Annotated in this window: 21 protein-coding genes; 15 read left to right on the top strand and 6 right to left on the bottom strand. The window is 71.6% G+C overall.

Annotated elements, in window-relative coordinates:
- The first annotated feature begins 8 nt into the window (after nt 1–8).
- The 9 genes from ABZV42_RS20555 (at nt 9) to ABZV42_RS20595 (ending at nt 8,460) form a co-directional block, all read left to right on the top strand.
- Nucleotides 9–380: an FKBP-type peptidyl-prolyl cis-trans isomerase gene (locus ABZV42_RS20555; RefSeq protein ID WP_355984492.1), complete on the top strand. Its 372-nt coding sequence runs from the start codon at nt 9–11 to the stop codon at nt 378–380.
- A gap of 133 nt (nt 381–513) precedes the next feature.
- Nucleotides 514–1,467: a WYL domain-containing protein gene (locus tag ABZV42_RS20560; protein WP_355984493.1), complete on the top strand. Its 954-nt coding sequence runs from the start codon at nt 514–516 to the stop codon at nt 1,465–1,467.
- Between the two features lie 16 nt (nt 1,468–1,483).
- The gene (locus tag ABZV42_RS20565) at nt 1,484–2,509 is read left to right on the top strand and encodes a WYL domain-containing protein (RefSeq protein WP_355984494.1); all 1,026 of its coding nucleotides are present in this window, start codon (nt 1,484–1,486) and stop codon (nt 2,507–2,509) included.
- A 140-nt stretch (nt 2,510–2,649) separates the two neighbouring features.
- A complete protein-coding gene (locus ABZV42_RS20570; protein ID WP_103553753.1) occupies nt 2,650–2,910 on the top strand; it encodes a hypothetical protein in 261 nt (86 codons plus the stop codon).
- 10 nt (nt 2,911–2,920) lie between these two features.
- Nucleotides 2,921–3,115: a hypothetical protein gene (locus ABZV42_RS20575; RefSeq protein WP_355984495.1), complete on the top strand. Its 195-nt coding sequence runs from the start codon at nt 2,921–2,923 to the stop codon at nt 3,113–3,115.
- A 237-nt stretch (nt 3,116–3,352) separates the two neighbouring features.
- Nucleotides 3,353–3,643, top strand: coding sequence for a Sec-independent protein translocase subunit TatA (gene tatA, locus ABZV42_RS20580; protein WP_355984496.1), 291 nt, complete (start codon nt 3,353–3,355; stop codon nt 3,641–3,643).
- A 47-nt stretch (nt 3,644–3,690) separates the two neighbouring features.
- The gene (gene tatC / locus ABZV42_RS20585) at nt 3,691–4,638 is read left to right on the top strand and encodes a twin-arginine translocase subunit TatC (RefSeq protein ID WP_356053040.1); all 948 of its coding nucleotides are present in this window, start codon (nt 3,691–3,693) and stop codon (nt 4,636–4,638) included.
- A 29-nt stretch (nt 4,639–4,667) separates the two neighbouring features.
- On the top strand, nt 4,668–5,558 hold the full coding sequence (locus tag ABZV42_RS20590) for a diacylglycerol kinase (protein ID WP_355984498.1): 891 nt from the start codon (nt 4,668–4,670) through the stop codon (nt 5,556–5,558).
- Between the two features lie 40 nt (nt 5,559–5,598).
- Nucleotides 5,599–8,460 (top strand): DEAD/DEAH box helicase, encoded by a 2,862-nt coding sequence (locus ABZV42_RS20595; RefSeq protein ID WP_356053042.1) that lies wholly within the window; start codon nt 5,599–5,601, stop codon nt 8,458–8,460.
- A gap of 183 nt (nt 8,461–8,643) precedes the next feature.
- On the opposite strand, the gene atzF is transcribed toward ABZV42_RS20595, so the two are convergent.
- The 4 genes from atzF to ABZV42_RS20615 all read right to left on the bottom strand — a co-directional run bounded on the left by atzF (nt 8,644) and on the right by ABZV42_RS20615 (nt 15,345).
- Nucleotides 8,644–10,308 carry an allophanate hydrolase gene (atzF, locus tag ABZV42_RS20600; RefSeq protein ID WP_355984500.1) on the bottom strand — a complete coding sequence of 555 codons (1,665 nt, stop codon included), beginning with the start codon at nt 10,306–10,308 and terminating at the stop codon, nt 8,644–8,646.
- Between the two features lie 92 nt (nt 10,309–10,400).
- Nucleotides 10,401–13,928: a 5-oxoprolinase/urea amidolyase family protein gene (locus tag ABZV42_RS20605; RefSeq protein ID WP_356053044.1), complete on the bottom strand. Its 3,528-nt coding sequence runs from the start codon at nt 13,926–13,928 to the stop codon at nt 10,401–10,403.
- Nucleotides 13,925–14,524 carry an urea amidolyase associated protein UAAP2 gene (locus ABZV42_RS20610; RefSeq protein ID WP_355984502.1) on the bottom strand — a complete coding sequence of 200 codons (600 nt, stop codon included), beginning with the start codon at nt 14,522–14,524 and terminating at the stop codon, nt 13,925–13,927. Before ABZV42_RS20610 ends, ABZV42_RS20605 begins: the two co-directional genes overlap by 4 nt.
- A complete protein-coding gene (locus tag ABZV42_RS20615; protein ID WP_355984503.1) occupies nt 14,521–15,345 on the bottom strand; it encodes an urea amidolyase associated protein UAAP1 in 825 nt (274 codons plus the stop codon). The genes ABZV42_RS20610 and ABZV42_RS20615 overlap by 4 nt, the downstream gene beginning before the upstream one ends.
- Before the next feature lie 214 nt (nt 15,346–15,559).
- On the opposite strand from ABZV42_RS20615, the gene ABZV42_RS20620 reads away from it, so the two are divergent.
- The 6 genes from ABZV42_RS20620 to ABZV42_RS20645 all read left to right on the top strand — a co-directional run bounded on the left by ABZV42_RS20620 (nt 15,560) and on the right by ABZV42_RS20645 (nt 21,093).
- Entirely contained in the window at nt 15,560–16,186 is a 627-nt protein-coding gene (locus ABZV42_RS20620; RefSeq protein ID WP_355984504.1) for a helix-turn-helix domain-containing protein, read from the top strand.
- Nucleotides 16,187–16,494: 308 nt separating this feature from the next.
- Nucleotides 16,495–18,081 carry an ATP-binding protein gene (locus ABZV42_RS20625; protein WP_355984505.1) on the top strand — a complete coding sequence of 529 codons (1,587 nt, stop codon included), beginning with the start codon at nt 16,495–16,497 and terminating at the stop codon, nt 18,079–18,081.
- Nucleotides 18,078–18,485: a roadblock/LC7 domain-containing protein gene (locus ABZV42_RS20630; protein WP_355984506.1), complete on the top strand. Its 408-nt coding sequence runs from the start codon at nt 18,078–18,080 to the stop codon at nt 18,483–18,485. Before ABZV42_RS20625 ends, ABZV42_RS20630 begins: the two co-directional genes overlap by 4 nt.
- Entirely contained in the window at nt 18,482–18,931 is a 450-nt protein-coding gene (locus ABZV42_RS20635; protein WP_355984507.1) for a DUF742 domain-containing protein, read from the top strand. The genes ABZV42_RS20630 and ABZV42_RS20635 overlap by 4 nt, the downstream gene beginning before the upstream one ends.
- Nucleotides 18,912–19,532, top strand: coding sequence for an ATP/GTP-binding protein (locus ABZV42_RS20640; protein ID WP_356053046.1), 621 nt, complete (start codon nt 18,912–18,914; stop codon nt 19,530–19,532). The genes ABZV42_RS20635 and ABZV42_RS20640 overlap by 20 nt, the downstream gene beginning before the upstream one ends.
- Before the next feature lie 76 nt (nt 19,533–19,608).
- On the top strand, nt 19,609–21,093 hold the full coding sequence (locus tag ABZV42_RS20645; protein WP_356053048.1) for a cytochrome P450: 1,485 nt from the start codon (nt 19,609–19,611) through the stop codon (nt 21,091–21,093).
- Here the strand turns inward: ABZV42_RS20645 and ABZV42_RS20650 are convergent.
- Together ABZV42_RS20650 and ABZV42_RS20655 are read right to left on the bottom strand one after the other, a co-directional pair.
- The gene (locus ABZV42_RS20650; RefSeq protein WP_355984510.1) at nt 21,087–22,079 is read right to left on the bottom strand and encodes an RluA family pseudouridine synthase; all 993 of its coding nucleotides are present in this window, start codon (nt 22,077–22,079) and stop codon (nt 21,087–21,089) included. The genes ABZV42_RS20645 and ABZV42_RS20650 overlap by 7 nt on opposite strands.
- 4 nt (nt 22,080–22,083) lie before the next feature.
- Nucleotides 22,084–23,634 (bottom strand): amino acid permease, encoded by a 1,551-nt coding sequence (locus tag ABZV42_RS20655; protein ID WP_356053050.1) that lies wholly within the window; start codon nt 23,632–23,634, stop codon nt 22,084–22,086.
- Between the last annotated feature and the right edge of the window lie 41 nt (nt 23,635–23,675).

The raw sequence follows: 23,675 nt of genomic DNA on the forward strand, positions 1-23,675 counted from the left end.
GCGAAGACGTGAGCATCGAGAAGCCCGAGATCGATTTCCCCGAGGGCGAGCCGCCGGCAGAGCTTCAGATCAAGGACATCTGGGAGGGCGACGGCCCCGAGGCCAAGTCGGGTCAGAACGTCACGGTGCACTACGTGGGTGTGGCGTTCAGCACGGGTGAGGAATTCGACGCGAGCTGGAACCGGGGCGACGCGTTCCGCTTCCCGCTCGGTGGCGGCCGTGTCATCAAGGGCTGGGACCGCGGCGTGCAGGGCATGAAGGTCGGCGGCCGTCGTCAGCTGACCATCCCCGCCCACCTCGCGTACGGCGACCAGAGCCCGACTCCGGCCATCAAGCCCGGTGAGACGCTGATCTTCGTGGTCGACCTGATCGCGGTCTGACCACGGCGGACCGGATCCGACCTGGATCCGATCATCCGGGGCCCATGCCCGTCCGGGCATGGGCCCTCGGCTTTTGCCGCGACACCCCGGAGCGGTACGGTCATCGGTCGGAAGCACCATAGGAAGGGCGTCGATGGCCATTGCCAAGGCCGAGCGGCTGATGAACCTCGCACTGTGTCTGCTCGGGACGCGGCGGCCGCTCAGCAAGCGGGAACTCCGCGAGTCCATCGAGGCCTATCTGGAAGCCGGATCGGACGACAGCTTCAACCGGATGTTCGAGCGGGACAAGGACGATCTGCGCGAACTCGGCCTGGTCATCGAGACGGTGGAGAACCTCGACGGCGAGGTCGGCTACCTCGCCCGCCGCGACAGCAACCGGCTGCCGCCGATCACCCTCGACGCCGAGGAGGCCGCCGCCCTCGGTCTGGCGGCCAAGGTCTGGCAGCAGGCCCGGCTGGCGGGCGCGGCGAGCGGCGCGCTTCAGAAGCTGCGGGCCGCGGGTCTGCCCGAGGACGTGGACCCGTACGGATCGCACGGCGCTCTCGAACCGCACATCCCCGTCCACGAGGCCGCCTTCGAGCCCCTGATGCTCGCCTGCCGCGACCGCCGCCCGGTCGTCTTCGACTACCGCAAGGCCACCGCCGCCCGCCCCGGGACCCGGCACGTCGAGCCCTGGGCCCTGGAGTGCTGGCGCGGCCACTGGTATCTCGCGGGCTGGGACCGCGACCGCGGCGCCGAGCGGGTCTTCAGGCTCTCCCGGATCACCGGCAAGGTCCGGGCGCGTGCGGGCCGGTACACCGCCGAGCCGCCCGATGTCGTCACCGTGCGCGAGACGGTGGCCGGCTGGGCCGGGGAGATCGCCGACCGTTCGGCGCTGATCCGGCTGCGTTCCGGCGCGGGCTACCCGTTGCGCGCCAAGGCCGCCTCCGTTCGGGAACTGGGCGACGGCTGGGACGAGTTGGAGATTCCGTACGGGCATGGCCTGGACGCCTGGCTCGTCGAGTTCGGGCCGGACGTCGTGGTTGTGGAACCCGCCGAACTGCGGGCCGATGTGATCGAGCGGCTGCGCGCCGTGGCCAAGGGCTGAGGGGAAAAGTAAGAAAGTGGCAGGAAAACCGGCCAGGCCCGCGAACGCGATCGACCAGACCCGGCGGATGCTCTCCCTGGTGACGTATCTGCGCGAGCGCCCCGGCGCCCGTGTCGGCGATGTCGCCCGTGCCTTCGGGATCACCGAGGACGAGCTGATCTCCGACCTCGACGTGCTGCCGCTCTGCGGGACCAGTTTCCGCGGCGGGGATCTGCTCGACATCGACACCGACGGCGACCGGATCTGGTGGCACAACCCCGACGACGTCGCCGAGCCGCTGCGGATCGCAGCCGACGAGGCGACCGCGCTGCTGGTGGCCGCCCGAGCGGTGTCCACCCTGCCCGGCCTGCGGGAGGGCGACCGGCAGGCGCTGCTGCGGGCCACCGCCAAGGTGGAGGCCGCCTCGGGCGAGGCGGCGAGTGCCAGCTCCCGGCTGTCGGTGACCTTCGAGTCCGAGGGCGGCGTCTTCGCCGAAGTCGACCGGGCGATCTCCGAGCGGCGCCGGCTGTGGATCCGCTACTACTCGCCCTCGCGGGACGAGCTGAGCGAACGCGAGATCGACCCGATCCGCCTGGTCACCGTCGGCCACACCTATGTGGAGGCCTGGTGCCGCCGCTCGGAGGCCCGCCGTACCTTCCGGCTCGACCGGGTCGCCGAGATCCGCATCCTGGACGAGCCGTCCGCGCCGCCCCAGATCGAACTGCGGGACCTGTCCGAGGGGCTCGTCCAGCCCGCGGCCGAGGACCCGGAGGTGGTCGTCGAAGCCGGTCCCGGCGGGCGCTGGGTCGCCGAGTACTACCCGCACGACAGCGCGGATGAGCTGCCGGACGGCGGGCTGCGTATCACCTTGCGGACCCCCGATCCCACGTCGCTGCGGCGGCTGGCCCTGCGCCTCGGCGGTGACGGCCGGATCGTCTCGCCGCAGGCTCTCGCGGACAGTGCCCGCAGCGCGGCCCGCGAGGCGCTCGCCGCCTACGACGCGCCGCAGGGGCTCGGGGAGGTCCGGGACAGACCGTACGAGGGGCGGGAGCAAGGGCTTTGAGGACGTCGTCGATGTCTGGTGCGCAGGGAGGGCCGGGTGCCCCGGAGAAGCCGGGGACCGTGCGGCGGGCGGGGGCCCCGGGACACGGAGGGGCGTCGACGACGGCGGGACGGACCGGTCCGGCCCCGGGTGCGCCGGAGATGTCGGTCGGGACGGCCTTCGCCGGGATGCGCCGGGTGGTCGAGGTGATGTTCAAGGCCGCCTGCCCCGACTGCCGGGCCGGTTTCGAGCTCACGCCGGGGGCCCTGCGCCTGGCCATCGGCGCCAGCAGCCGCACCACGTTCTACTCGTTCACCTGTCCCGCGTGCGGTTCTGCCGTCCGCAAGCCCGCGGGGGAACGCATCGTCGAACTCCTCACCGGGGGCGGGGTCCGCACCCTGCGGCTGCACTCCACCCTCTAGGGTCGTGGTCATGTTCTGGCCGATGTTTGCGATCGCCGCGGGTTTCCTGGGAATCACGGTTCTCGGAGTTCTCGCCGTCCGTGTCTTCATGGAAGCGGAGCGTCTGGGCCGGCAGGTGGCCGATTCCGCGCGCCGTATCAGCACAGCCTCCGAGGACCTGGAGCGGGCCGCGGTCGGGGTGGCGCGCTCCGTGGACGCGGTGTGAGCCGGTCCATGGATGCGCAATGCGTCACGTCTGCCTGTCGACTTCATGCCGGGGCCAGGTACGCTCAGGGGCGCGGCCCGGAGAATGAGGCGCGGGCCGCGAACTGGGAGTACGCACAGGGATTGCCCCGCGTTCACCCCTGAGCGTTACGATCGCTGACATCACGACGATCGGACACACGTCCGACCGATCGGCCAGCACCCCGACCATGCAGCCTCGGTGAGAAGGTAAAGACTTATGTTCGGAAGGCTCGGAGCTCCCGAGATCATTCTCATCCTCGTCGTCATCATCCTGCTGTTCGGCGCGAAGAAGCTTCCGGACATGGCGCGCTCCCTCGGCAAGTCCGCCCGGATCCTCAAGAGCGAGGCGAAGGCGATGAAGGAAGAGGGCGGCAGCACCAACCAGGCGGCCCCCGCGCCGGCCCCGGCCGACGAGCAGACCCCCGCGCAGCGCACCATCCAGGCCGCTCCCGGCGACGTGACCAGCTCGCGCCCGGTCAACGAGCCGACGGACACGACCCAGCGCTGACGCAGGGCCGGTGACATCCGGCCCGCCGCATGAGATGAGGATGTGGGTTGCTCAAGTCTGCCCGCAACACGGAGAGGGATCCTGAGGGGCGCATGCCCCTCGCGGACCATCTTCGCGAGCTCCGCAACCGGCTCGCGAAGGCGGTGCTGGCGATCGTCATAGTGACCGTCGTCGCAGCCTTCTACTACAACGACATCATCAACTTCTTCACCAAGCCGGTCCTGGACTCCATCGGGTGTCCGGAGACCTTCGCCGAGCTGGCGAAGCAGCCCAAGAACCATCAGTGCGCGCAGATCACCATTAACGGTCTACTCGCCCCGTTCACCCTGGCGCTGAAGGTCTCCCTGATGGCGGGCGTCGTGCTCGCCTCGCCGGTCTGGCTCTACCAGCTCTGGGCGTTCGTCGCGCCGGGTCTGCACAGGACCGAGAAGAAGTACGCGTACGCGTTCGTCGGCACGGGTGTCCCGCTGTTCTTCGGCGGTGCCTATTTCGCCTACAAGGTGCTCCCCACCACGGCGAAGGTGCTGATGCAGTTCACGCCGAGCGGCGTGAAGAACCTGCTGCCCCTGGACGACCTGCTCGACCTGGTCACGCGCATGGTGGTGGTCTTCGGTCTCTCCTTCGAGCTGCCGCTGCTCCTGGTGATGCTCAACCTCACGGGCATCATCACCGGCAAGCGCATGCTCGGCTGGTGGCGCGGCATGATCGTCGGCATCACCGTCTTCGCCGCCGTCGCCACTCCCAGCACCGACCCGCTGACGATGCTGGCGCTCGCCGGGCCGATCTGGATCCTGTACTTCGGCGCGGTCGCCTTCTCGCTGTTCAACGACCGGCGCAAGCGCCGGCGCGACGAGTCGGGACTCGCCGACGACGAGGCCTCCGACCTCGACCTCACCCCCGAGGACATCGGCGACATCGAGAACGTGGGTGCCGGCCGGACCCTTCCGGAGCAGGCCACCACGGACCGGGTCAACGGTTATGACGACGTGACCTGACGGAGTCCGGGACCTCGTATGGTCACCCTGTGACCAGCGAGATCACCCTCTTCGTCAACCCCACCGCGGGCCGCGGCCGGGGCGCCCGAGCGGCGCTGCCGGCCGCTTCCGCTTTGCGTGCCGCGGGATTCTCCGTCGAGACCGTCGAGGGCGAGGACGCGGCGGACGGTCTCGCGCGGGCGCGCGAGGCGGTCGCCGGCGGTACCGGCGCCCTCGTCGCGGTCGGCGGGGACGGCATGGCGAACCTGGCCCTCCAGGCCGTCGCCGGGACCCGTACCCCCTTCGGACTGGTCGCGGCCGGGACCGGCAACGACTTCGCGCGGGCCCTCGGCCTGCCCGTGGGCGACCCGGCGGCCGCGGGCCGGATGATCGCCGAGGCGCTGAAGGGCGAGCGGCTGCGTGAGGTCGACCTGGGCCGGGTGAACGGCGCCTGGTTCGGCACCGTCCTCGCCTCCGGGTTCGACTCCCGGGTCAACGACCGCGGCAACCGGATGCGTCTGCCCGTCGGACGCTTCAGGTACGACGTCGCCATGGTCGCCGAACTGGCGGCCTTCCGGCCCGTCCCGTACCGCCTCACGCTGGACGACGGCGAGACGCGGGACATCGAGGCGACGCTGGTGGCCGTCGGCAACGGATCGTCGTACGGCGGCGGTATGAGGATCTGTCCCGGCGCGAGCCTCGGTGACGGGCTGTTCGACATCACGGTGGTCGGGGACTGCTCGCGTGCGACGCTGCTCAAGATCTTCCCCCGGGTCTACCGGGGCACCCACGTCGGCCATCCCGTGGTGAGCGTGTACCGGGCGGCCCGGGTGGAACTCCTGGCCGAGGGCGTCACCGGCTACGCGGACGGCGAGCCGCTCGGCCCGCTGCCGCTCACCGCGGAGTGCATACGGGCGGCTGTGCGCGTCGCACTTCCCTGAGCTGCGGGGATCCGGGGTTTCACAGCCGCTGATCCGGATAATGATCGTCCTTGTGTCAGTGCCTCCCGGTAGTCTCGAAAGCACGATGACAGAGGACCTCTCACCGGCCGAGCGGTATGCGGCAGCACGCAGGCGCGCTGCCGAGCAGGCCACCGCGCTCGCCCCCTTCCGCGAGATGTACGACTTCGGCCTCGACCCCTTCCAGATCGAGGCCTGCAAGGCGCTCGAAGCGGGCAAGGGCGTGCTGGTGGCCGCGCCCACGGGCTCGGGCAAGACGATCGTCGGCGAGTTCGCCGTCCACCTCGCCCTCCAGCAGGGCAAGAAGTGCTTCTACACCACGCCGATCAAGGCGCTCTCCAACCAGAAGTACGCCGACCTGTGCCGCCGCTACGGCGCGGACAAGGTCGGCCTGCTCACCGGCGACAACAGCGTCAACTCCGAGGCACCGGTGGTCGTCATGACCACCGAGGTCCTGCGCAACATGCTGTACGCGGGCTCGCAGACCCTCCTCGGACTCGGCTATGTGGTGATGGACGAGGTGCACTACCTCTCCGACCGCTTCCGAGGCGCCGTCTGGGAGGAAGTGATCATCCACCTCCCCGAGTCGGTGACCCTGGTGTCGCTGTCGGCGACCGTGTCGAACGCGGAGGAGTTCGGCGACTGGCTGGACACCGTGCGCGGCGACACCCAGGTGATCGTCTCCGAGCACCGTCCCGTCCCGTTGTTCCAGCACGTCCTGGCCGGACGGCGGATGTACGACCTATTCGAGGAGGGCGAGGGCCAGCGCAGGGCCGTCAACCCCGACCTCACGCGCATGGCGCGCATGGAGGCGAGCCGTCCGTCGTACCAGGACCGCAAGAGGGGCCGCGCGATGCGCGACGCCGACCGGGAGCGGGAGCGCAGACAGCGCTCGCGCATCTGGACGCCGGGCCGCCCCGAGGTCATCGAGCGGCTCGACGCCGAAGGGCTGCTGCCCGCCATCACGTTCATCTTCAGCCGCGCGGCCTGCGAGGCCGCGGTGCAGCAGTGCCTGTACGCCGGTCTGCGGCTGAACGACGACGCGGCCCGTGCGCGCGTGCGTGAACTCGTCGAGGAGCGCACCGCCTCCATCCCGGACGAGGACCTGCACGTCCTCGGCTACTTCGAATGGCTGGAGGGCCTGGAGCGCGGTATCGCGGCCCACCACGCGGGCATGCTGCCCACGTTCAAGGAGGTCGTGGAGGAGCTCTTCGTCCGTGGCCTCGTCAAGGCCGTCTTCGCGACGGAGACCCTCGCGCTCGGCATCAACATGCCCGCCCGCTCCGTGGTGTTGGAGAAGCTCGTCAAGTGGAACGGCGAGCAGCACGCCGACATCACACCCGGCGAGTACACCCAGCTCACCGGCCGGGCCGGCCGCCGCGGCATCGACGTCGAGGGCCACGCGGTCGTGCTGTGGCAGCGCGGCTTCGTCCCCGAGCACCTCGCGGGACTCGCGGGCACGCGCACCTATCCGCTGCGCTCCAGCTTCAAGCCGTCGTACAACATGGCGGTGAACCTGGTCGAGCAGTTCGGGCGGCACCGCTCGCGCGAGCTTCTGGAGACGTCCTTCGCGCAGTTCCAGGCCGACAAGTCGGTCGTCGGGATCTCCCGGCAGGTGCAGCGCAACGAGGAGGGTCTGGAGGGTTACAAGGAGTCCATGACCTGCCACCTCGGGGACTTCGACGCCTACATGGGCCTGCGCCGCGAACTCAAGGACCGCGAGACGGATCTGGCCCGCCAGGGCATGTCCGAGCGCCGGGCCGAGGCGGCCGTCGCCCTGGAGAAGCTGAAGCCGGGTGACATCATCCATGTGCCGACCGGCAAGTACGCGGGACTGGCGCTGGTCCTCGAACCCGGGCTGCCCGCCGGCAGGTCGAACGGCCACCGGGGCTTCGAGCAGCACGACGGGCCGCGCCCGCTGGTGCTGACCGCCGAGCGCCAGGTGAAGCGGCTGGCCTCGATGGACTTCCCGGTGCCGGTCGAGGCGCTCGACCGGATGCGGATCCCCAAGTCGTTCAACCCGCGTTCCCCGCAGTCCCGTCGGGACCTCGCGTCCGCCCTGCGCACCAAGGCCGGGCACATCGTGCCGGACCGGCACCGCAAGAGGCGCGCCGAGGCCGCCGACGACCGTGAGATCGCCCGGCTGCGCACGGCGATCCGCGCGCACCCCTGCCACGGGTGCAACGACCGCGAGGACCATGCCCGTTGGGCCGAGCGCTACCACCGGCTCCAGCGGGACACCGCGCAGCTGGAGCACCGTATCGAGGGCCGGACGAACACCATCGCCCGTACCTTCGACCAGATCGTCGCCCTTCTCACCGAACTGGACTATCTGCGCGCCGACGAGGTCACCGAGCACGGCAAGCGGCTCGCCCGGCTGTACGGCGAACTCGACCTGCTGGCCAGTGAATGTCTGCGCGCCGGTGTCTGGGACGGGCTCTCCCCGGCCGAACTGGCAGCCTGCGTCTCGGCGTTGGTGTACGAGTCGCGGGTCGCGGACGACGCGACGGCGCCGAAGGTGCCGTCGGGCAAGGCCAAGGCCGCGCTCGGCGAGATGGTGCGGATCTGGGGGCGTCTGGACGCGCTGGAGGAGGACTTCCGGATCAGCCAGACCGAGGGCGTGGGCCAGCGCGAGCCGGACCTCGGCTTCGCCTGGGCCGCCCACGAGTGGGCCTCGGGCAAGGGCCTGGACGAGGTGCTGCGCGAGGCCGAGATGCCCGCCGGCGACTTCGTGCGCTGGTGCAAGCAGGTCATCGACGTCCTCGGCCAGATCGCGGCCGCCGCGCCCGTCACGGGCGGCGAGAGGTCGACGGTCTCGAAGAACGCCCGCAAGGCGGTCGACGGCCTGCTGCGCGGAGTGGTGGCCTACTCGTCGGTGGGCTGACGGACACGGCCCGGCCGTCGCGGAGCCGGGCCGAGCCCCAGCAGGTGCCGCCTCCCACCGGGAGGCGGCACTCGCGGGCCACGTCGGTGCCAGGGGCTCGGCCGGGCGGCTCAACCTCCGCCCGGCCCGAGTGGGACGGGCGCCTTCGTGTCCGTCCGCTCCTGCCGCGGGTCGCCCGGTGGGTCAATGGGCTTCGTCGCGGTCGACGTATGCGCGCCAGCCGCCGTAGGACGTGATGTCGGGTGCTCCGGTCAGTGCGCCGGGCTCGCACAGGAAGCCGGGGACGTGGGAGCCGTCGGCCAGTTCGACGCTGCCCAGCGTCATCGGGCGGGGGAGCGCGGCCAGCAGGCGTCCGAGGCCGTCCGCGGGCAGACTCCACACCTCGGCCTCGACGGCGGCGCCGCCCGCGCCGACATGGACGAGACCCGGCTTGGGCGGGCTGGTGGCCAGGGCGTGCAGGCGGTAGACGGCGGCGGTGGTGGTCGCGCGTTCCAGCCGGGCGCCCAGGGCGAGCAACTGCGGGTTGAGCGGCCGGCCGGACAGATGCGCCCCGACCACGGCGAGGCGGGTCTCCGGTTCCAGCGAGCGGGCGATCCGTGCGAGCCGTTCGTCGGTGAACGCCGGGCCGATCAGCATCACGCCGAAGGGGAGTCCCGCGGGTGTCCGCCCGGCCGGGACGGCGACCGCCGCCAGATCGAAGAGGTTCGTGGAGTTGGTGAAGCGGCCGAGGCGGGCGTTGGCGCCCAGCGGGTCGGCGGCGACCTCGGCGAGCGTGGGATGGCCGGGGGTGGTGGGCAGCAGCAGCGCGTCGGCGTCGGCCAGTTCGGCGAGCGCCCGGGTGCGCAGCGAGGCCAGCCGCTCCTGGTCCGCGTACAGCCGGTGGGCCGGGATGTCCCGGGCGCGGGTGATGATCCCGGCGACGGTCGGGTCGAGCCCGGCACCTCCCTCCGAGATCAGCTTGTCGACGAACTCACCGACCGCCGTGTAGCGCTCGGCGACGAAGGCGCCCTCGTAGAGCATCGCGGCGGCCTCGGTGAACGGGGTGAGGTCGAGGGTGCGTACGTCGGCCCCCGCCGCGACGAGCCGGTCCACCGCCGCTTCGTACGCCCGCGCCCAGCCCTCGTCGAGTTCGCCGAGCTGTGCGGTCGGCGGGACGGCGACGCGCCAGGGGCCGGGCGTCCGCTGCGGCAGGGGCGGCAGTACGCGTGCTGAGGGGGCCGCCAGGTGGGCGAGGGTCTGTTCGGCCTCCGGGAGGGTGCGGGCGAACACGGTCACGCAGTCCAGGGAGGCACAGGCCGGGACGATGCCGGTGGTCGGCACCAGGCCGCGGGTCGGCTTCAGGCCGACGATGCCGTTGAACGCGGCGGGCACGCGGCCGGAGCCGGCGGTGTCCGTGCCGAGGGCCAGGTCGACGATGCCGAGGGCGACGGCCACGGCCGATCCCGAGCTGGAGCCGCCGCTGATCCTTTCCGGGTCCAGGGCGCACCGGACGGCGCCGTGGGGCGAGCGGGTGCCGACCAGGCCGGTGGCGAACTGGTCGAGGTTGGTGGTGCCGAGGACGACGGCGCCGGCCGCGCGGAGGCGGGCGACCGCCGGGGCGTCGGCCTCGGGGGTGTACGCGTAGGCCGGGCAGCCGGCGGTGGTGGGCAGGCCGTCCACGTCGATGTTGCCCTTCACGGCGAGGAGCCGGCCGGCGAGCGGAAGGCGCTCGCCGGCGGCGACCCGCTCGTCCACGGCGCGGGCCTCCCGCTCGGCCTCCGCCCGGGGGCGCAGGCCGATCCAGATCTCGGGGCGGTCCACGGCCTCGATACGGGCGTAAGCCATGCGGACTCGGGTGACGGCGGACATCGGGACTCCTTGTGCTGGGAGGGTGCGCCGGCCGTGGCCCGGCCCGGGTGGTGGCCGGGAGGGGTGCGGGCGGGGCGGGGGCGGACGCGGATTCAGCCCGCCGACGGTTCCAGGGGGGCCAGGACCAGCAGGGTCGTGCCCGCTTCCACCTGGGCGCCCGGGCGGGTGAGGATCTGCTGGACCACGCCGTCGATCGGGGCGGGGACACGGGATTCCATCTTCATGGCCTCCAGGGCGAGCAGCGGCTGCCCCGCCGTGACCCGTTCGCCCGGTGCCACGTTCAGCTGCCACACCGAGGCGGCGAACTCCGCCTCGACGGCCCTGCCGCCCTCGGGGACCCGCACCTCGACGGCCGGGGCCGGGGGGACGGCCGCCGCCTCCGCGCGGGCGAACTCGCCCGCCGCCTCCCAGGCGTCCCGCTCGGCGGAGAACGCGCGGCCCTGCCGGGACCGGAACTGCGCGATGGACTCGGTGTTCTCGGCGAGGAAGGTCTCGTAGGCGGCGAGCGAGAAGGTGCCCTCCTCGACGCGCGGCACGAAGCGGCCGGAGATGATGTCGGCCCGCAGCTCGAGGAGTTCGTCCGCCTCCACCGGGTACCACTTGATCCGGTCGAAGAAGCGCAGCAGCCAGGGCGAGCCCGGCTCGAACGCGCCGCGCTGCTGCCAGGCCGACCACACCTGGGTCGTACGGCCGACGAACTGGTAGCCGCCGGGGCCCTCCATGCCGTAGACGCAGAGGTAGGCGCCGCCGATGCCGACGGAGTTCTCGGCGGTCCAGGTGCGGGCCGGGTTGTACTTGGTGGTGACCAGCCGGTGGCGCGGGTCGAGCGGGGTGGCGACCGGCGCGCCCAGATAGACGTCACCGAGGCCGAGGACGAGGTACTCGGCGTCGAAGACCGTGCGGTAGACGTCGTCCACCGAGTCCAGGCCGTTGACCCGGCGGATGAACTCGATGTTCCACGGGCACCAGGGGGCGTCGTCGCGGACTCCGGCCATGTAGCGGGCGATGGCCTCGCGGGTGGCCGGGTCGTCCCATGACAGCGGGAGATGGACGGTACGGGAGGGGACGACGAGCTGGTCGCTGGGCGGCAGGGCGCGGACCGTGCGCCGTACGGTGTCCAGGAGTTCGCGCTGGGGGAGCCGGGACGGGTCCGCCTGGATCTGGAGCGAGCGGATGCCCGGAGTCAGGTCGGTGACGCCTTCGAGGTCCGCCGAGGCCACCGCCTCCATGAGCGCGTGGACCCGCATCCGCAGGGCGAGGTCCAGCTGCATGGGACCGAACTCGACGAGCAGGTTGTCGTCGCCGCTGCGGCGGTACGTCACATCGCCGTCCCGGGCGAGGATCCCGCCGTCGGCGATCGGGGGCCGCGCCGAACCGTCGTCGGTGATCGGGGCGAAGCGCACGCTGTCGCCGGGGCGGAGCTGGCCGAGCTTCCAGCGCTCCGTGCTGACGACGGTCGCCGGGCAGACGAAGCCGCCGAGTGAGGGGCCGTCGGGGCCGAGGAGCACCGGCATGTCGCCGGTGTAGTCGACGGCGCCGACCGAGTAGGGGGTGTCGTGGATGTTGGAGGGGTGCAGGCCGGCCTCGCCGCCGTCGGTGCGGGCCCAGCGGGGCTTCGGTCCGACGAGCCGCACTCCGGTGCGGGCCGAGTTGAAGTGGACCTTCCAGTCGGCGGCGTAGAAGTCGTGGATGTCGTCCTCGGTGAAGAACTCCGGCGCGGCGTGCGGTCCTTCGAGGGCGCAGATCCGCCACTCGGCCGTGAAGCCGGGGCGTTCGGCGGGCGGCACGGGGGCTTCGAGCGCGGTGACCGCGCCGCCGTGCAGTACGTCGCCGGTGCGCAGGGCGCGGCCCCCGTGGCCGCCGAACCGGCCGAGCGTGAAGGTGGCGGCGCTGCCGAGGAAGGCGGGCACGTCCAGGCCGCCGCCCGCGAACAGCACGTAGGTGCGCAGGCCGTGTGCGGCGGGCGCGCCGACCTCCAGCACGGCCCCGGCCGGCAGGGTCAACGGTTCCCACTGGGCGACAGTCGACCCGTCCACGGTGACCGGCGCGGGGGCGCCGGTGACGCACACCGTCGTGGCGTGGGAGAACCTCAACGCCGGTCCCTGGAGCGTGCATTCGAGTCCCGGCGCGCCCTCGGGGTTGCCGAGCGCTCGGTTGCCGAGCCGGAAGGAGAGGTCGTCCATCGGGCCGCAGGGCGGTACGCCGACCTGCCAGTAGCCTCTGCGTCCGGGCCAGTCCTGCACGGTGGTGAGTGTGCCCCCGGACACGACCTCGACGCGCGGGGTGGGATCGCTCAGGCCGGCCAGGGTGGCGGTGGAGTGCGCGGCCCGCCGGAAGGACGGTTCGGCAAGCGCCGCCCGCACCAGGCCGAGGTTGGTCTCGATCCCGTCGACCCGGGTCGCGGCCAGCGCCTCGTCGAGGCGTTCCAGGGCCTCGGCCCGGTCGGTCCCGTACGCGACGACCTTCGCGAGCATCGGGTCGTACGAGGTGGTCACCTCGGTGCCGGTCTCGATCCAGCCGTCGACGCGGACTCCGGCGGGGAACTCGACCCTGGTCAACAGACCCGCGCTGGGCCGGTGTTCGCGCGAGGGGTCCTCGGCGTACACACGCGCCTCGACGGCGTGACCGCGGGGCGCCCCCGGATCCCGTACGACCTCGGACTCGCCCCGGGCCAGGCGCAGCATCCAGGCGACCAGGTCGACGCCGTAGATCTCCTCGGTGACCGGGTGTTCCACCTGGAGACGGGTGTTGACCTCCAGGAAGTACGCCTCCTCGCGGGCGGCGTCGTAGACGAACTCGACGGTTCCGGCGGAACGGTAGCCGACGGAGGCGCACAACTGGCGTGCGGCGGAGGTGAGTTCGGCGCGGACGTGGGCGGGGAGGCCGGGGGCGGGCGCCTCCTCCAGGACCTTCTGGTTGCGGCGCTGGAGGGAGCAGTCCCGGTCGCCGAAGGTGACGACCCGGCCCCTGCCGTCGCCGAAGACCTGCACCTCGACGTGGCGGGCATGTTCGACCAGGCGTTCAAGGAAGACCCCGGCCGAGGAGAAGGAGGCCGCGGCGACGCGCTGCACCCGGTCCCAGGCCTCGGTCAGTTCATCGGCGGATCGACATGCCGACATGCCGATGCCGCCGCCACCGCCGGTGGCCTTGAGCATGACGGGATAGCCGATGCGGTCGGCAGCCTCCAGGGCCTCGGGGAGCCCGGAGAGCAGTCCGGTGCCCGGCGCCAGCGGCACCCCGGCGGCCTCCGCCGCCGCCCTCGCGGTGTGCTTGGCGCCGAACAGCTCCAGCTGCTCCGGTGTCGGTCCGACGAACACGATCCCGGCATCCTCGCAGCGCCGCGCGAACGCCGCGTCCTCGGACAGGAAGCCGTACCCGGGGTGGATGGCCCCGGCCCCGGTGTCCTTGGCGGCCTTCAGGACCAGGTCGGCGTCGAGGTAGGACTCCTTGGCGGGGGCCGGGCCCAGGCGTACGGCCTGGTCGGCGAGCCGGACGTGGGGCGCCGCGCGGTCGGCGTCGGAGTGGACGGCGACGGTGCGCAGGCCCAGTTCGCGGGCGGTCCGGATGATCCGGACGGCGATCTCGCCGCGGTTGGCTATCAGCACGGTGCCGAAGGTCATGCGGAGGCCCCGATCGTCATGGTGACGGCCGTCGGTTCGAAGCCGTTGCACGGGTTGTTGATCTGGGGGCAGTTGGAGACCAGCACGATCACATCGCGTTCGGCGCGCAGGGTCAGCGTGAGCCCCGGCGCGGAGATGCCGTCGACGATGCCGAGGGTGCCGTCCTTCTCGACGGGCACGTTCATGTACCAGTTGATGTTCGAGACGAGGTCGCGCTTGCCGAGGCCGTAACGGGCGCCCTCGGCGAGGAAGTTGTCCACGCAGGCGTGCTGGGACCAGGTGTGGTGGCCGTAGCGCAGGGTGTTCGACTCCTTGGAGCAGGCGCCGCCGACCGTGTCGTGGCGGCCGACCTCGTCCACGACGACGGTCATCAGCGGGGTGTGCTCGTTCGACATCAGCACGCTGCCCGTGGTCAGGAAGATGTTCCCCTGGGCCTGGATCGTGTCGGGAGCGCTGTAGCGGACGGCGGTGTCCGCGGCGTCGTACACCAGGAAGTCGACGGCCTGGTTGCCGTGCAGGTCGGTGACGGTGAGCGTCTGGCCGGCGTGGACGACGGCGGACCAGGCGGCCCGGGCCGGGACGGTGACGTGCGTCATGCGAGCCCCCTCGTGGCAAGGAATTCGGCGGTGTTGAGGAAGGCACGGCGGCCCTCGGGTGTGGCCTCCCACAGCGGGTCGCCCGCCGCGGTCGGCCGCGCGCGCCAGGCCAGCACCTCCAGGGGGGTGCTGGTGTAGTGCGGGCGCGGATCGGCCGGGTGCGGCACGTTGGCGATCAGGACGGTGAGGTCCTGCTCGGCGCGCAGGGTGACGGAGGTGCCTGGCCCGGCCGAGCCGGTGAAGGCCGGCGAACCGTCGTCGTGGATCTCCACGCCCTGGAAGAAGGAGAGCGAGGGCGCCAGATCGCGGGGGCCGAGCCCGTTCTTGGCGGCGGCCAGCTTGAACAGCTCCCGCCCGGCCGGGGACGCGGACTGCGGGGTTCCGTCCCCGTAGCGCTCGGTGTTGCGTACGAGTGTGGAGGTGCCGCACAGCGCGTCGTGCCGTCCGGAGGTGTCGGCGACCACCGAGGCGAGCACCCGGCCCTGGTCGGACAGGAGCAGCCGCCCCTCGCCGAGGTAGGCGTTCCACTGGACCTTGACGGTGTCGGCGACGTTCAGGCGCTCCCACGGCCGGTCCGCGACGTACAGCAGGAGGTGGGCGCAGGCGTCGCCGGTGAGGTCGGTCAGGCGCAGTTCGGTGCCCCGGGCCAGCGCCTTGTGGGTGTAGTTGCCGCCCGCCACGGTCTCGGCCCAGACGAGACGGCCCGCCTCGCGCGGTGGGGCGGGCCAGTCCTCCGCGGGGACCACGGGCATGGCCTCGGCACGCGTTCCCTGCTGGGCGCGGGCGTGGTCGCGTGCTCCGTGGGTGGTCGCTGTCGCCATCGCGGGTCCTCCGGCTCCTGGGTCATTTCTGTCGCGTGACAGAAATTAGGGGCGGGGTGGGTCGCGGCGGTGTCCCGTGTGTTGCCGCGCGGTTACCGGTGCCTCACGCGGGTCGCCCCACCGGTGAAGCGGTGCGCGCGGGGCCGCTCCGGGGCTCGCCGGGCGGCGCCGCGACGGGCCGTCCCGGCATGTCGTGTGTGCGAGGATCGAACGCATGGGAACGGGTGACGGACGGCGGGTCGGCAGGCCTCGGGCCGCGCAGCGGCCGGAGAGCGGGCTGACGCCGCGCGCCGAACTCCTCGACGCGGCCGCCGAGTTGTTCACGACGCGGGGCTACGCAGCCACCACCACCCGTGCCGTGGCCGAGCGGGCGGGCATGCGCCAGGCGTCCATGTACCACTACGTCACCGGCAAGGAGGAACTGCTCGCCGAGCTCCTGGAGTCCACGGTCACGCCCTCCCTGGCCTACGCCCGTGAACTGCTCGCGGACGACACGGCACCCGCGGCGGGGCGGCTGTGGGAGTTGTGCCGCACCGACGTGGAAGTGCTCTGCGGGGGACCGCACAATCTCGGTGTCCTGTATCTGCTGCCCGAGGTGCGCACCGAACGCTTCGCCGGCTTCCATGCCGTGCGGGCCGAACTCAAGGACACCTACCGTCAGTTGCTCGCCGCCACGGCGGCCGGCGGCGCGCTCGCCAAGAGTGAGCTCGATCTGCGGACGGATCTGCTGTTCGGCCTGATCGAGGGCGTCATCCTCGTGCGCCGCTCCGATCCGCAGCGCCCGGTGCCCGCCTTCGCCGAGGCCACGGCCGACGCCGCGCTGCGCATCGCCGGCGTCTGAGCCCTTTCCGCCGGACTTTTCGCACGCCTGTCGCATGCCCGTACGCCATCACGCACCGTGTGCGATTGAGGGCTCAGCGTGTAAATGGGGCTGAGGGTACTCCAGTCTTATGGGCGGTTTCAGGTGCTTGCTGAATATGACACGGCGATGATCCGGTCGGACTAAGCTCGCCCGCAGCGCACCGAGTTGAGATGTATTCGTGCGCTTGTTCCCAAAAGTTCCGAAGATCTGGTTTGACCCATACCGATCTGTGCCGTTTCCCCCACAAACCTCCCCCACCCCCAGCCGACTTGTCTCAGAGGGCATACATGGTGAGTGTTCAATCGCCTCCCGGTGACAGTGAACTTCCCTACGCGCGCGTGCTGTTGCTGCCGGCCGTACTGATGGCGGTGGCGACCGGCGCCGCCGTCGCCGCCGTGACGGAGCCGGCCCGGGGCGCTGTGGCCCTGTGCGGCGGCTTCGCCACGCTGCTGGTCATCGCGATCGGCGGCGAAGCCGTCCGACGCGGTCGCGTCACCCGTGAACTGCGGGCCGACTTCGCGCGCCGCACCGCCTCCCTTGAACAGCGCGTCGCCGGACACGATCAGGAGATCGTGCGCTTCACCCGTGAGGTCCTGCCGCACGCGATCGACCGGCTGCACGACGGGGACTCCCCCTCGGAGGTCGTTCGCACCCTGGGCCGCGACAACCCGGAATTCCGGGAGATCGCCAAGTCCCAGAAGGACCTGCTGAAGAAGCTCCTCAAGATCATCGACATCGAGGAGTCGACGCGCGACGCCGCGCAGCGCTCCTTCGTCAACATCGCCCGGCGCGTCCAGGCCATCGTCCACCAGCAGAACAACGAACTCCGCGAGATGGAGGAGGACCACGGGCGCAACCCCGAGGTCTTCGACGACCTGCTGCGCATCGACCACGGCACCGCGCTGATCGGCAGGCTCGCCGACTCCATCGCCGTCCTCGGCGGCGGCCGTCCCGGACGCCAGTGGCCCGAGCCCGTACCGCTGTTCAGCGTGCTGCGCGGCGCGATGTCCCGCATCCTGGAGTACCGGCGCATCGAGCTGCACAACATCGTCGACATCGCCGTCAACGGCGTCTCGGTCGAACCGCTCATCCACGCCCTGGCCGAGCTCATGGACAACGCCACCCGGTACTCGCCGCCGCACACCAAGGTCCACGTCACCGCGATCGAGGTGCAGACCGGCATCGCCATCGAGATCGAGGACGGCGGCGTCAGCCTCAGCGACGAGGCCCGCGGCAAGATCGAGGAACTGCTGCTGCTGGCCGCCGCGGGCGTCGACCCGAACACCATGGGCCAGGCGCCCCGGCTCGGCATGGCAGTCGTCGGACGACTCGCGGAGATGTACAGCATGCAGATCTCGCTGCGGCAGTCCGCGTACGGCGGTGTCCGCGCCGTCCTCGTGGCACCGCGCGACATGCTCACCACCGACTTCGCCCCGGGTCTCGCGCACGGCGTCGGAGCGACCTCCGTGGCCGGCATCGACAACGGCGGCGTCGAGGGCCCGGCGCGCAAGCCCAAGAAGCGCAAGCCCACCACCGGCCCCCGCATCCCCTCGTCGAGCGGCGACCTCCGTGAGGACGACGTCCCGGTCGTCACGGAATGGACGCCGGGCGGCCTTCCGCAGCGCCGCAGCCGGATGAAGGTCCCGCTCAGCCAGCGGTACGCCGAGGCGCGCGCCGAGCAGGAGGCCGCCGAGGCCTCCGGCGCCGCCGCCTCGTGGCGACCCGCCCCCGAGCCGCAGGAGAAGGAGCCCGAACCAGGGCTGTGGGTCGAGGCGTTCATGAACGGACTCAAGGGCGACCCGGACCCGACCGTGTTCAGCCCGGACAACCAGCCGGCCCCTGCCGAGGCCGACGACGAGGGGGACCTCAAGTGATCCAGCAGCGAGCCAACTTCGACTGGATGCTCAAGGATCTCGCCGACGGAGTGCCGGGCATCCAGCAGATCGTGGTGCTCTCCGCCGACGGGCTGCGCATCGCCCGCTACGGCGGCGACCCCGACGCGGCCGACCGGGTCGCCGCGGCCTGCGCGGGCCTCCAGAGCCTGGCGGGAGCCGTCGCCGGCGAGATCCCCAAGAGCGACGGCCGGATGCGGATGGTCATCATCGAGATCAACGGCGGCTACTTCTACCTGATGTCGGCGGGACCCAACGCCTACCTCGCCGTGCTCGCCAACCAGACCGCGGAACCCGGCCTGATGAGCAACCGCATGCGCGACCTCGTCGTACGGATCGGCGCCCATCTCACGAGTCCGCCCCGCCGCAACGGGCAGACCGTATGACTCCTCCGCAACGCCGACGGCGCCAACCCAGGGAGCGGCCCCCGGAACCTCCCGCGCCGCCGTCCCCCCTCCCGGGCCCCGAAGGTCCCGAGGGGGAGGACGGCCAGGGCAAACCGAAGAACCCGGAGCGCCTGTATGTGCTCACGGGCGGCGGTGAGGGCGGCGACCGGGCCGAGGTCGACCTGGTCACGCTCGTCGTGACCCGCGCCGCCACCCCGCCGCCCGCCACCCAGCCGGAGCAGTCCGCGCTGCTGCGGCTGTGCAGGACCCCCCTGTCCGTGGCCGAGATCTCGGCCTATCTCAATCTGCCGTTCAGCGTGGTGACCGTCCTGCTCACCGAGCTGCTGGCGGCCGAACTGGTCCAGGCACGCGCCCCGATCGTCCGTCAGGCGCTCCCCGACCGTTCCCTCCTCGAAGCGGTGATGCATGGACTTCAAAGGCTCTGACACCATCCCGGGCCCTCGCGCCGAGGACCACCTCCCGCACACCGCGCAGGCGGCCGTGAAGATCGTGATCGTGGGCGGCTTCGGAGTCGGCAAGACGACCATGGTGGGCTCCGTCAGCGAGATCAAGCCGCTGACGACCGAGGAGACCATGACCCAGGCCGGCATCGGGGTCGACGACAACTACGGGTCGGAGACCAAGACCGCCACCACCGTGGCCATGGACTTCGGCCGGATCTCCATCACGGACCAGCTGGTGCTCTACCTGTTCGGCACACCGGGCCAGGAGCGTTTCTGGTTCCTGTGGAACGGCCTGTTCGAGGGAGCGCTCGGCGCGGTCGTCCTGATCGACACCCGCCGCCTGGAAGTCAGCTTCGACGTGATCGGACGCCTGGAGGAGCGTGGTGTCCCGTTCGTCGTCGCGATAAACGACTTCCCCGACGCGCCCCGGTACCCGGTCGAGGACCTGCGGGCCGCGCTCGATCTCGCCGAGGAGATCCCGATCGTCAAGTGCGACGCCCGCCGCAGGGCGTCGAGCCGAGACACCCTGATGATCCTGATGCGCTTCCTGCATTCCCTCGCGATGACGTCGGCACACACCTGAACACCGTACGGTGAAAACGGCATCCGTACGCCAACTGCCAATCCATAGAACGTAATTGAGCTTCGGAGCGATCATTGTGACGACCGAATCCCATTCCCCCACCGGTACGGAAGAACCCGCGTTCGGCCCCCCGCCCGGCTGCCCCGCACACGCGCTCGGCCCCGGCGTGGGCCCCGGCGGACTGCGTCGCCTCTACGGGCCCGAGGCGGAGGACCTGGGCGCGCTGTACGAGAAGCTGCGTGCCGAACACGGCGCCGTGGCACCCGTGCTGCTGCACAATGATGTGCCGATCTGGGTGGTCCTCGGTCACACCGAGAACCTGCACATGGTCAGCACTCCCTCGCACTACGCGCGCGACAGCCGGCTGTGGACCGCCGTCCAGGACGGCACCGCCGGAGCCGATCACCCGCTGGCCCCCCACATCGCCTGGCAGCCCATCTGCTCCCACGCCGAGGGCGACGAGCACCTCAGGCTGCGCGGCGCCGTCACCGGCGCCATGTCGACCATCGACTTCCGCAGTCTGCGGCGCTACATCAACCGCGCGACACAGCGCCTGGTCAACGCGTTCTGCCCGCTCGGCAAGGCCGACCTGGTCGGACAGTTCGCCGAGCATCTGCCGATGTCCGTGCTCTGCGAGATCATCGGCACGCCCGAGGACTACAACGACCGCATGGTGCACGCCACCCGCGACCTGCTCAAGGGCACCGACACCGCCATCGCCAGCAACGAGTACGTCATGAACGTGCTGACCCAGCACACCCTGCGGCGCCGGGCCCAGCCCGAGGACGACTTCACCAGCCATCTCATCAACCACCCGGCCCGGCTCACCGACGACGAGGTGGCCCAGCACCTGCGGCTCGTCCTGCTCGCCGCCTACGAAGCCACCGCCAACCTCATCGCCAACGTGCTGCGCATGCTGCTCACCGACCCGCGCTTCCGCGCCCAGCTCAACGGCGGGCAGATGACCGTGCCCGAGGCGGTCGAGCAGTCCCTGTGGAACGAGCCGCCGTTCAGCGCCGTCCTCGGCTACTTCGCCAAACAGGAGACGGAGCTGGGCGGTCAGCGCATCCGTAAGGGCGACGGACTGCTGTTCGGGATCGCGCCCGGCAACGTCGACCCCCGGATCCGTCCCGACCTGGCCGCGAGCATGCAGGGCAACCGCTCCCACCTCGCCTTCGGCGGCGGCCCGCACGAGTGCCCGGGGCAGGACATCGGCCGTGCCATCGCCGATGTCGGCGTCGACGCGCTCCTGTTGCGGCTGCCGGACGTCGAACTCGACTGCGACGAGGGCGACCTGCGCTGGCGCAGCACCATGTCCTCGCGCCACCTCGTCGATCTGCCCGTGCGGTTCGAGCCCAAGCCGACCCAGGACGTCAGCCGGCGGCCGTCCGTACGCGCCCTGCCCGCCCAGCGGTCCAACTGGCAGGTGACCACCGAAAGTACGGCACCGCCCGTGTCCGCGCCGCAGCCGACGCCTCCCGCGCCCGTCCCCGCCGCCCCCGAGCCGGGCAGCCGGCCCGGCGCCTGGCAGCGCCTCCTGCGCTGGTGGCGCGGCTACTGATCCGCTCCGGCCGCATCGGCGGCGCGGTCTGCCGGACCCCCGTCCCGGGCCGACCAGCTGTCGTACGAGGTCCACGCCTCCAGCGTCCGTCCGCTGACGAACCGGTGCGCCCGGCCGGTGACCGGATCGGTGAACTCCAGTGTCCGCGCCAGCAGTTGCAGCGGGCGCCGGAAGTCGCCGGCCGGCACCGGCCCGGTCACCACCGGGTACAGCGGGTCGCCGAGGATGGGCACGCCCAGCGCGCTCATGTGCACCCGCAGTTGATGGGTCTGCCCGGTGCGGGGAGTCAGCCGGTAGAGCCCCAGCCCGTCCCGCCGCTCGGCCAGGTCGATTCCGGTGACCGCGTTCGGCTCACCCGCCACCTCCCTCGCGGCCATCACCCCGCGCTCCTTGAGGATGCGGCTGCCGACCGTGCGCGGCAGACGGAGACCGGAGTCGTACGGGGCCACGGCCTCGTACTCCTTGCCGATCAGCCGGTCGCGGAACAGTGACTGGTACGCGCCGCGTTCCCCGGGCCGTACGGTGAACAGCACGAGACCGGCGGTCAGCCGGTCGAGGCGGTGTGCCGCGCCCAGTTCCGGCAGGCCGAGGTCACGGCGCAGCCGGGCGAGGGCCGTCTCGGCGACATGGCTGCCGCGCGGTGTGGTGGCCAGGAAGTGCGGCTTGTCGGCGACGACGATGTGATCGTCGCGGTACACCACGTCGAGCGGGAACGGCACCGGCTCCTCGTCGGGCAGTTCGCGGTGGAACCAGAGGAACATCCCCGGCGCGTAGGCGGCTTCGGCGGTCAGGGGCCGTCCGTCCTCGCGGACGATCAGCCCCTCGCCGATCATCGTGTCGATGACTCCGTCGCCCGCGGCGAGCCGGTCCACCAGATACGCCCGCGCGGTGGCCCAGCTCCCCTCGCGCGGCAGCCTGATCCGCACGGGATCGACCCCGTGGCGCTGCGGGAGGGGAGCTGGCGGGATCCGCGGCTTGCGTCTCATCAGGTCAAGCGTACGAGGCCTTCGCCGCCTCGGGTGCCCGCGCCTTCGTCGCCCGCGCCGTGAAGGCCCGGTACCCCGCGCCCGCCACCAGCGTCACGGCGAGGAACAGCAGGGTGAACCAGCGGAAGTACCAGTGCCCGCCCGCCGGGTCGTAGACCGCTGCCCGCGGCCAGGCCAGGTTGACCGTCATGAAGAGGCCGTAGGCGAGGGCCAGCGCGTTGACGGGGACGCCCCAGCGGCCCAGGGAGAAGAGCGGGGCCCCCGTCTCGTCGGTGCCCCCCACGCCGAACTGTCCGCGCAGCCGGCGCACCAGCAGCGGTCCGGTGACCATCGCGTAGGCGAGGTACAGCATCACGATGCAGGTGGTCCCGATCGCCAGGAACGCGTCCGGGGAGGCGAAGTTCAGGAGCAGCAGGGCCGCCGCGAGGACACCGACGACCAGCGCGGGTGCGCCCGGCATGCCGGTGCGCGGGTCGACCTTCGCGAGCCGCCCGGAGAAGGGGAGGCGCCGGTCGCGGGCCATCGAGAAGAGCATGCGGGAGGCGGCGGTCTGGATCGCCAGGGTGGCCACCGCGATGGCCACCACCACATCGGCGAGCAGCGCCCGGCCGACCCCGTCGCCGAGGCTGCTCGTCAGGACGTAGCTGAGGCCGTCGACTCCGAGGCGGCCGTCGGTCAGGCTCGGCGCGGCGAGCAGTCCGCCGAGCACGATCAGCCCGCCGAGCAGGCCGGCCGCACCCAGCGCGGTGAGGATCGTACGGGGCGCGGTGCGCCTCGGGTGGTGGGTCTCCTCGCTCATCTCCCCGGCGCTGTCGAAGCCGATCATCACGTACGCGGCCATGAACGAACCCACCATCAGCGCCCCGAACAGGCCGGTGCCGCCCCCGCCGGTGTGGAAGGTGATGCCGGGGGAGCGTTCGGAGTGGGTGAACAGCAGCACGATGATCAGGACGGCGCCGATGATCTCGGCGGTGACGCCGATCCGGTTGACCGCGGACATCACGCGGTTGTCGAGGAGGTTCACCACCGTGGTGAGCACGAGCAGGAGGACGCCCAGCAGGGCCGCGTTGGCCGCCCCGTCGGCGCTGGTCGGGGCCGGGTCGTGGCCGATCAGCTGGAATCCCGGCCAGATCGCGGGCAGGACCATCTGAAGGGCCAGCGCGGCCGCCGCGACCACCACGATCTGTCCGATCACCATGATCCAGCCGGCGAACCAGCCGAAGGAGGGGTTCGACAGGCGCGAGGACCACTGGTAGATCGCGCCGGAGATCGGATAGCGCGCGGCGAGTTCCGCGAAGCACGCGGCGACCGCGAGCTGGCCGGCGAACACGGCCGGCCAGGTCCAGAAGAAGACCGGGCCGCCGAACGCGTACCCGAACGCGAAGAACTGGAACACCGTGGTGAGGACGGAGATGAAGGAGAACCCGGCGGCGAACGAGGCGTACCTGCCGAGGCTGCGGTGCAGTTCCTGGCGGTAGCCGAACTCGGTCAGGGAGCCGTCGTCCGGGGAGCCGGGCGGATCGGGGCGTACGTCGGAGGGGGCGGTGGTGGTCATGGCGGCACCTGCCTTCGGCGCGAAGGGTGAGTTGGATTCCT

Source organism: Streptomyces sp. NPDC005281 (genome assembly GCF_040607495.1).
Taxonomy (GTDB): Bacteria; Actinomycetota; Actinomycetes; order Streptomycetales; family Streptomycetaceae; genus Streptomyces.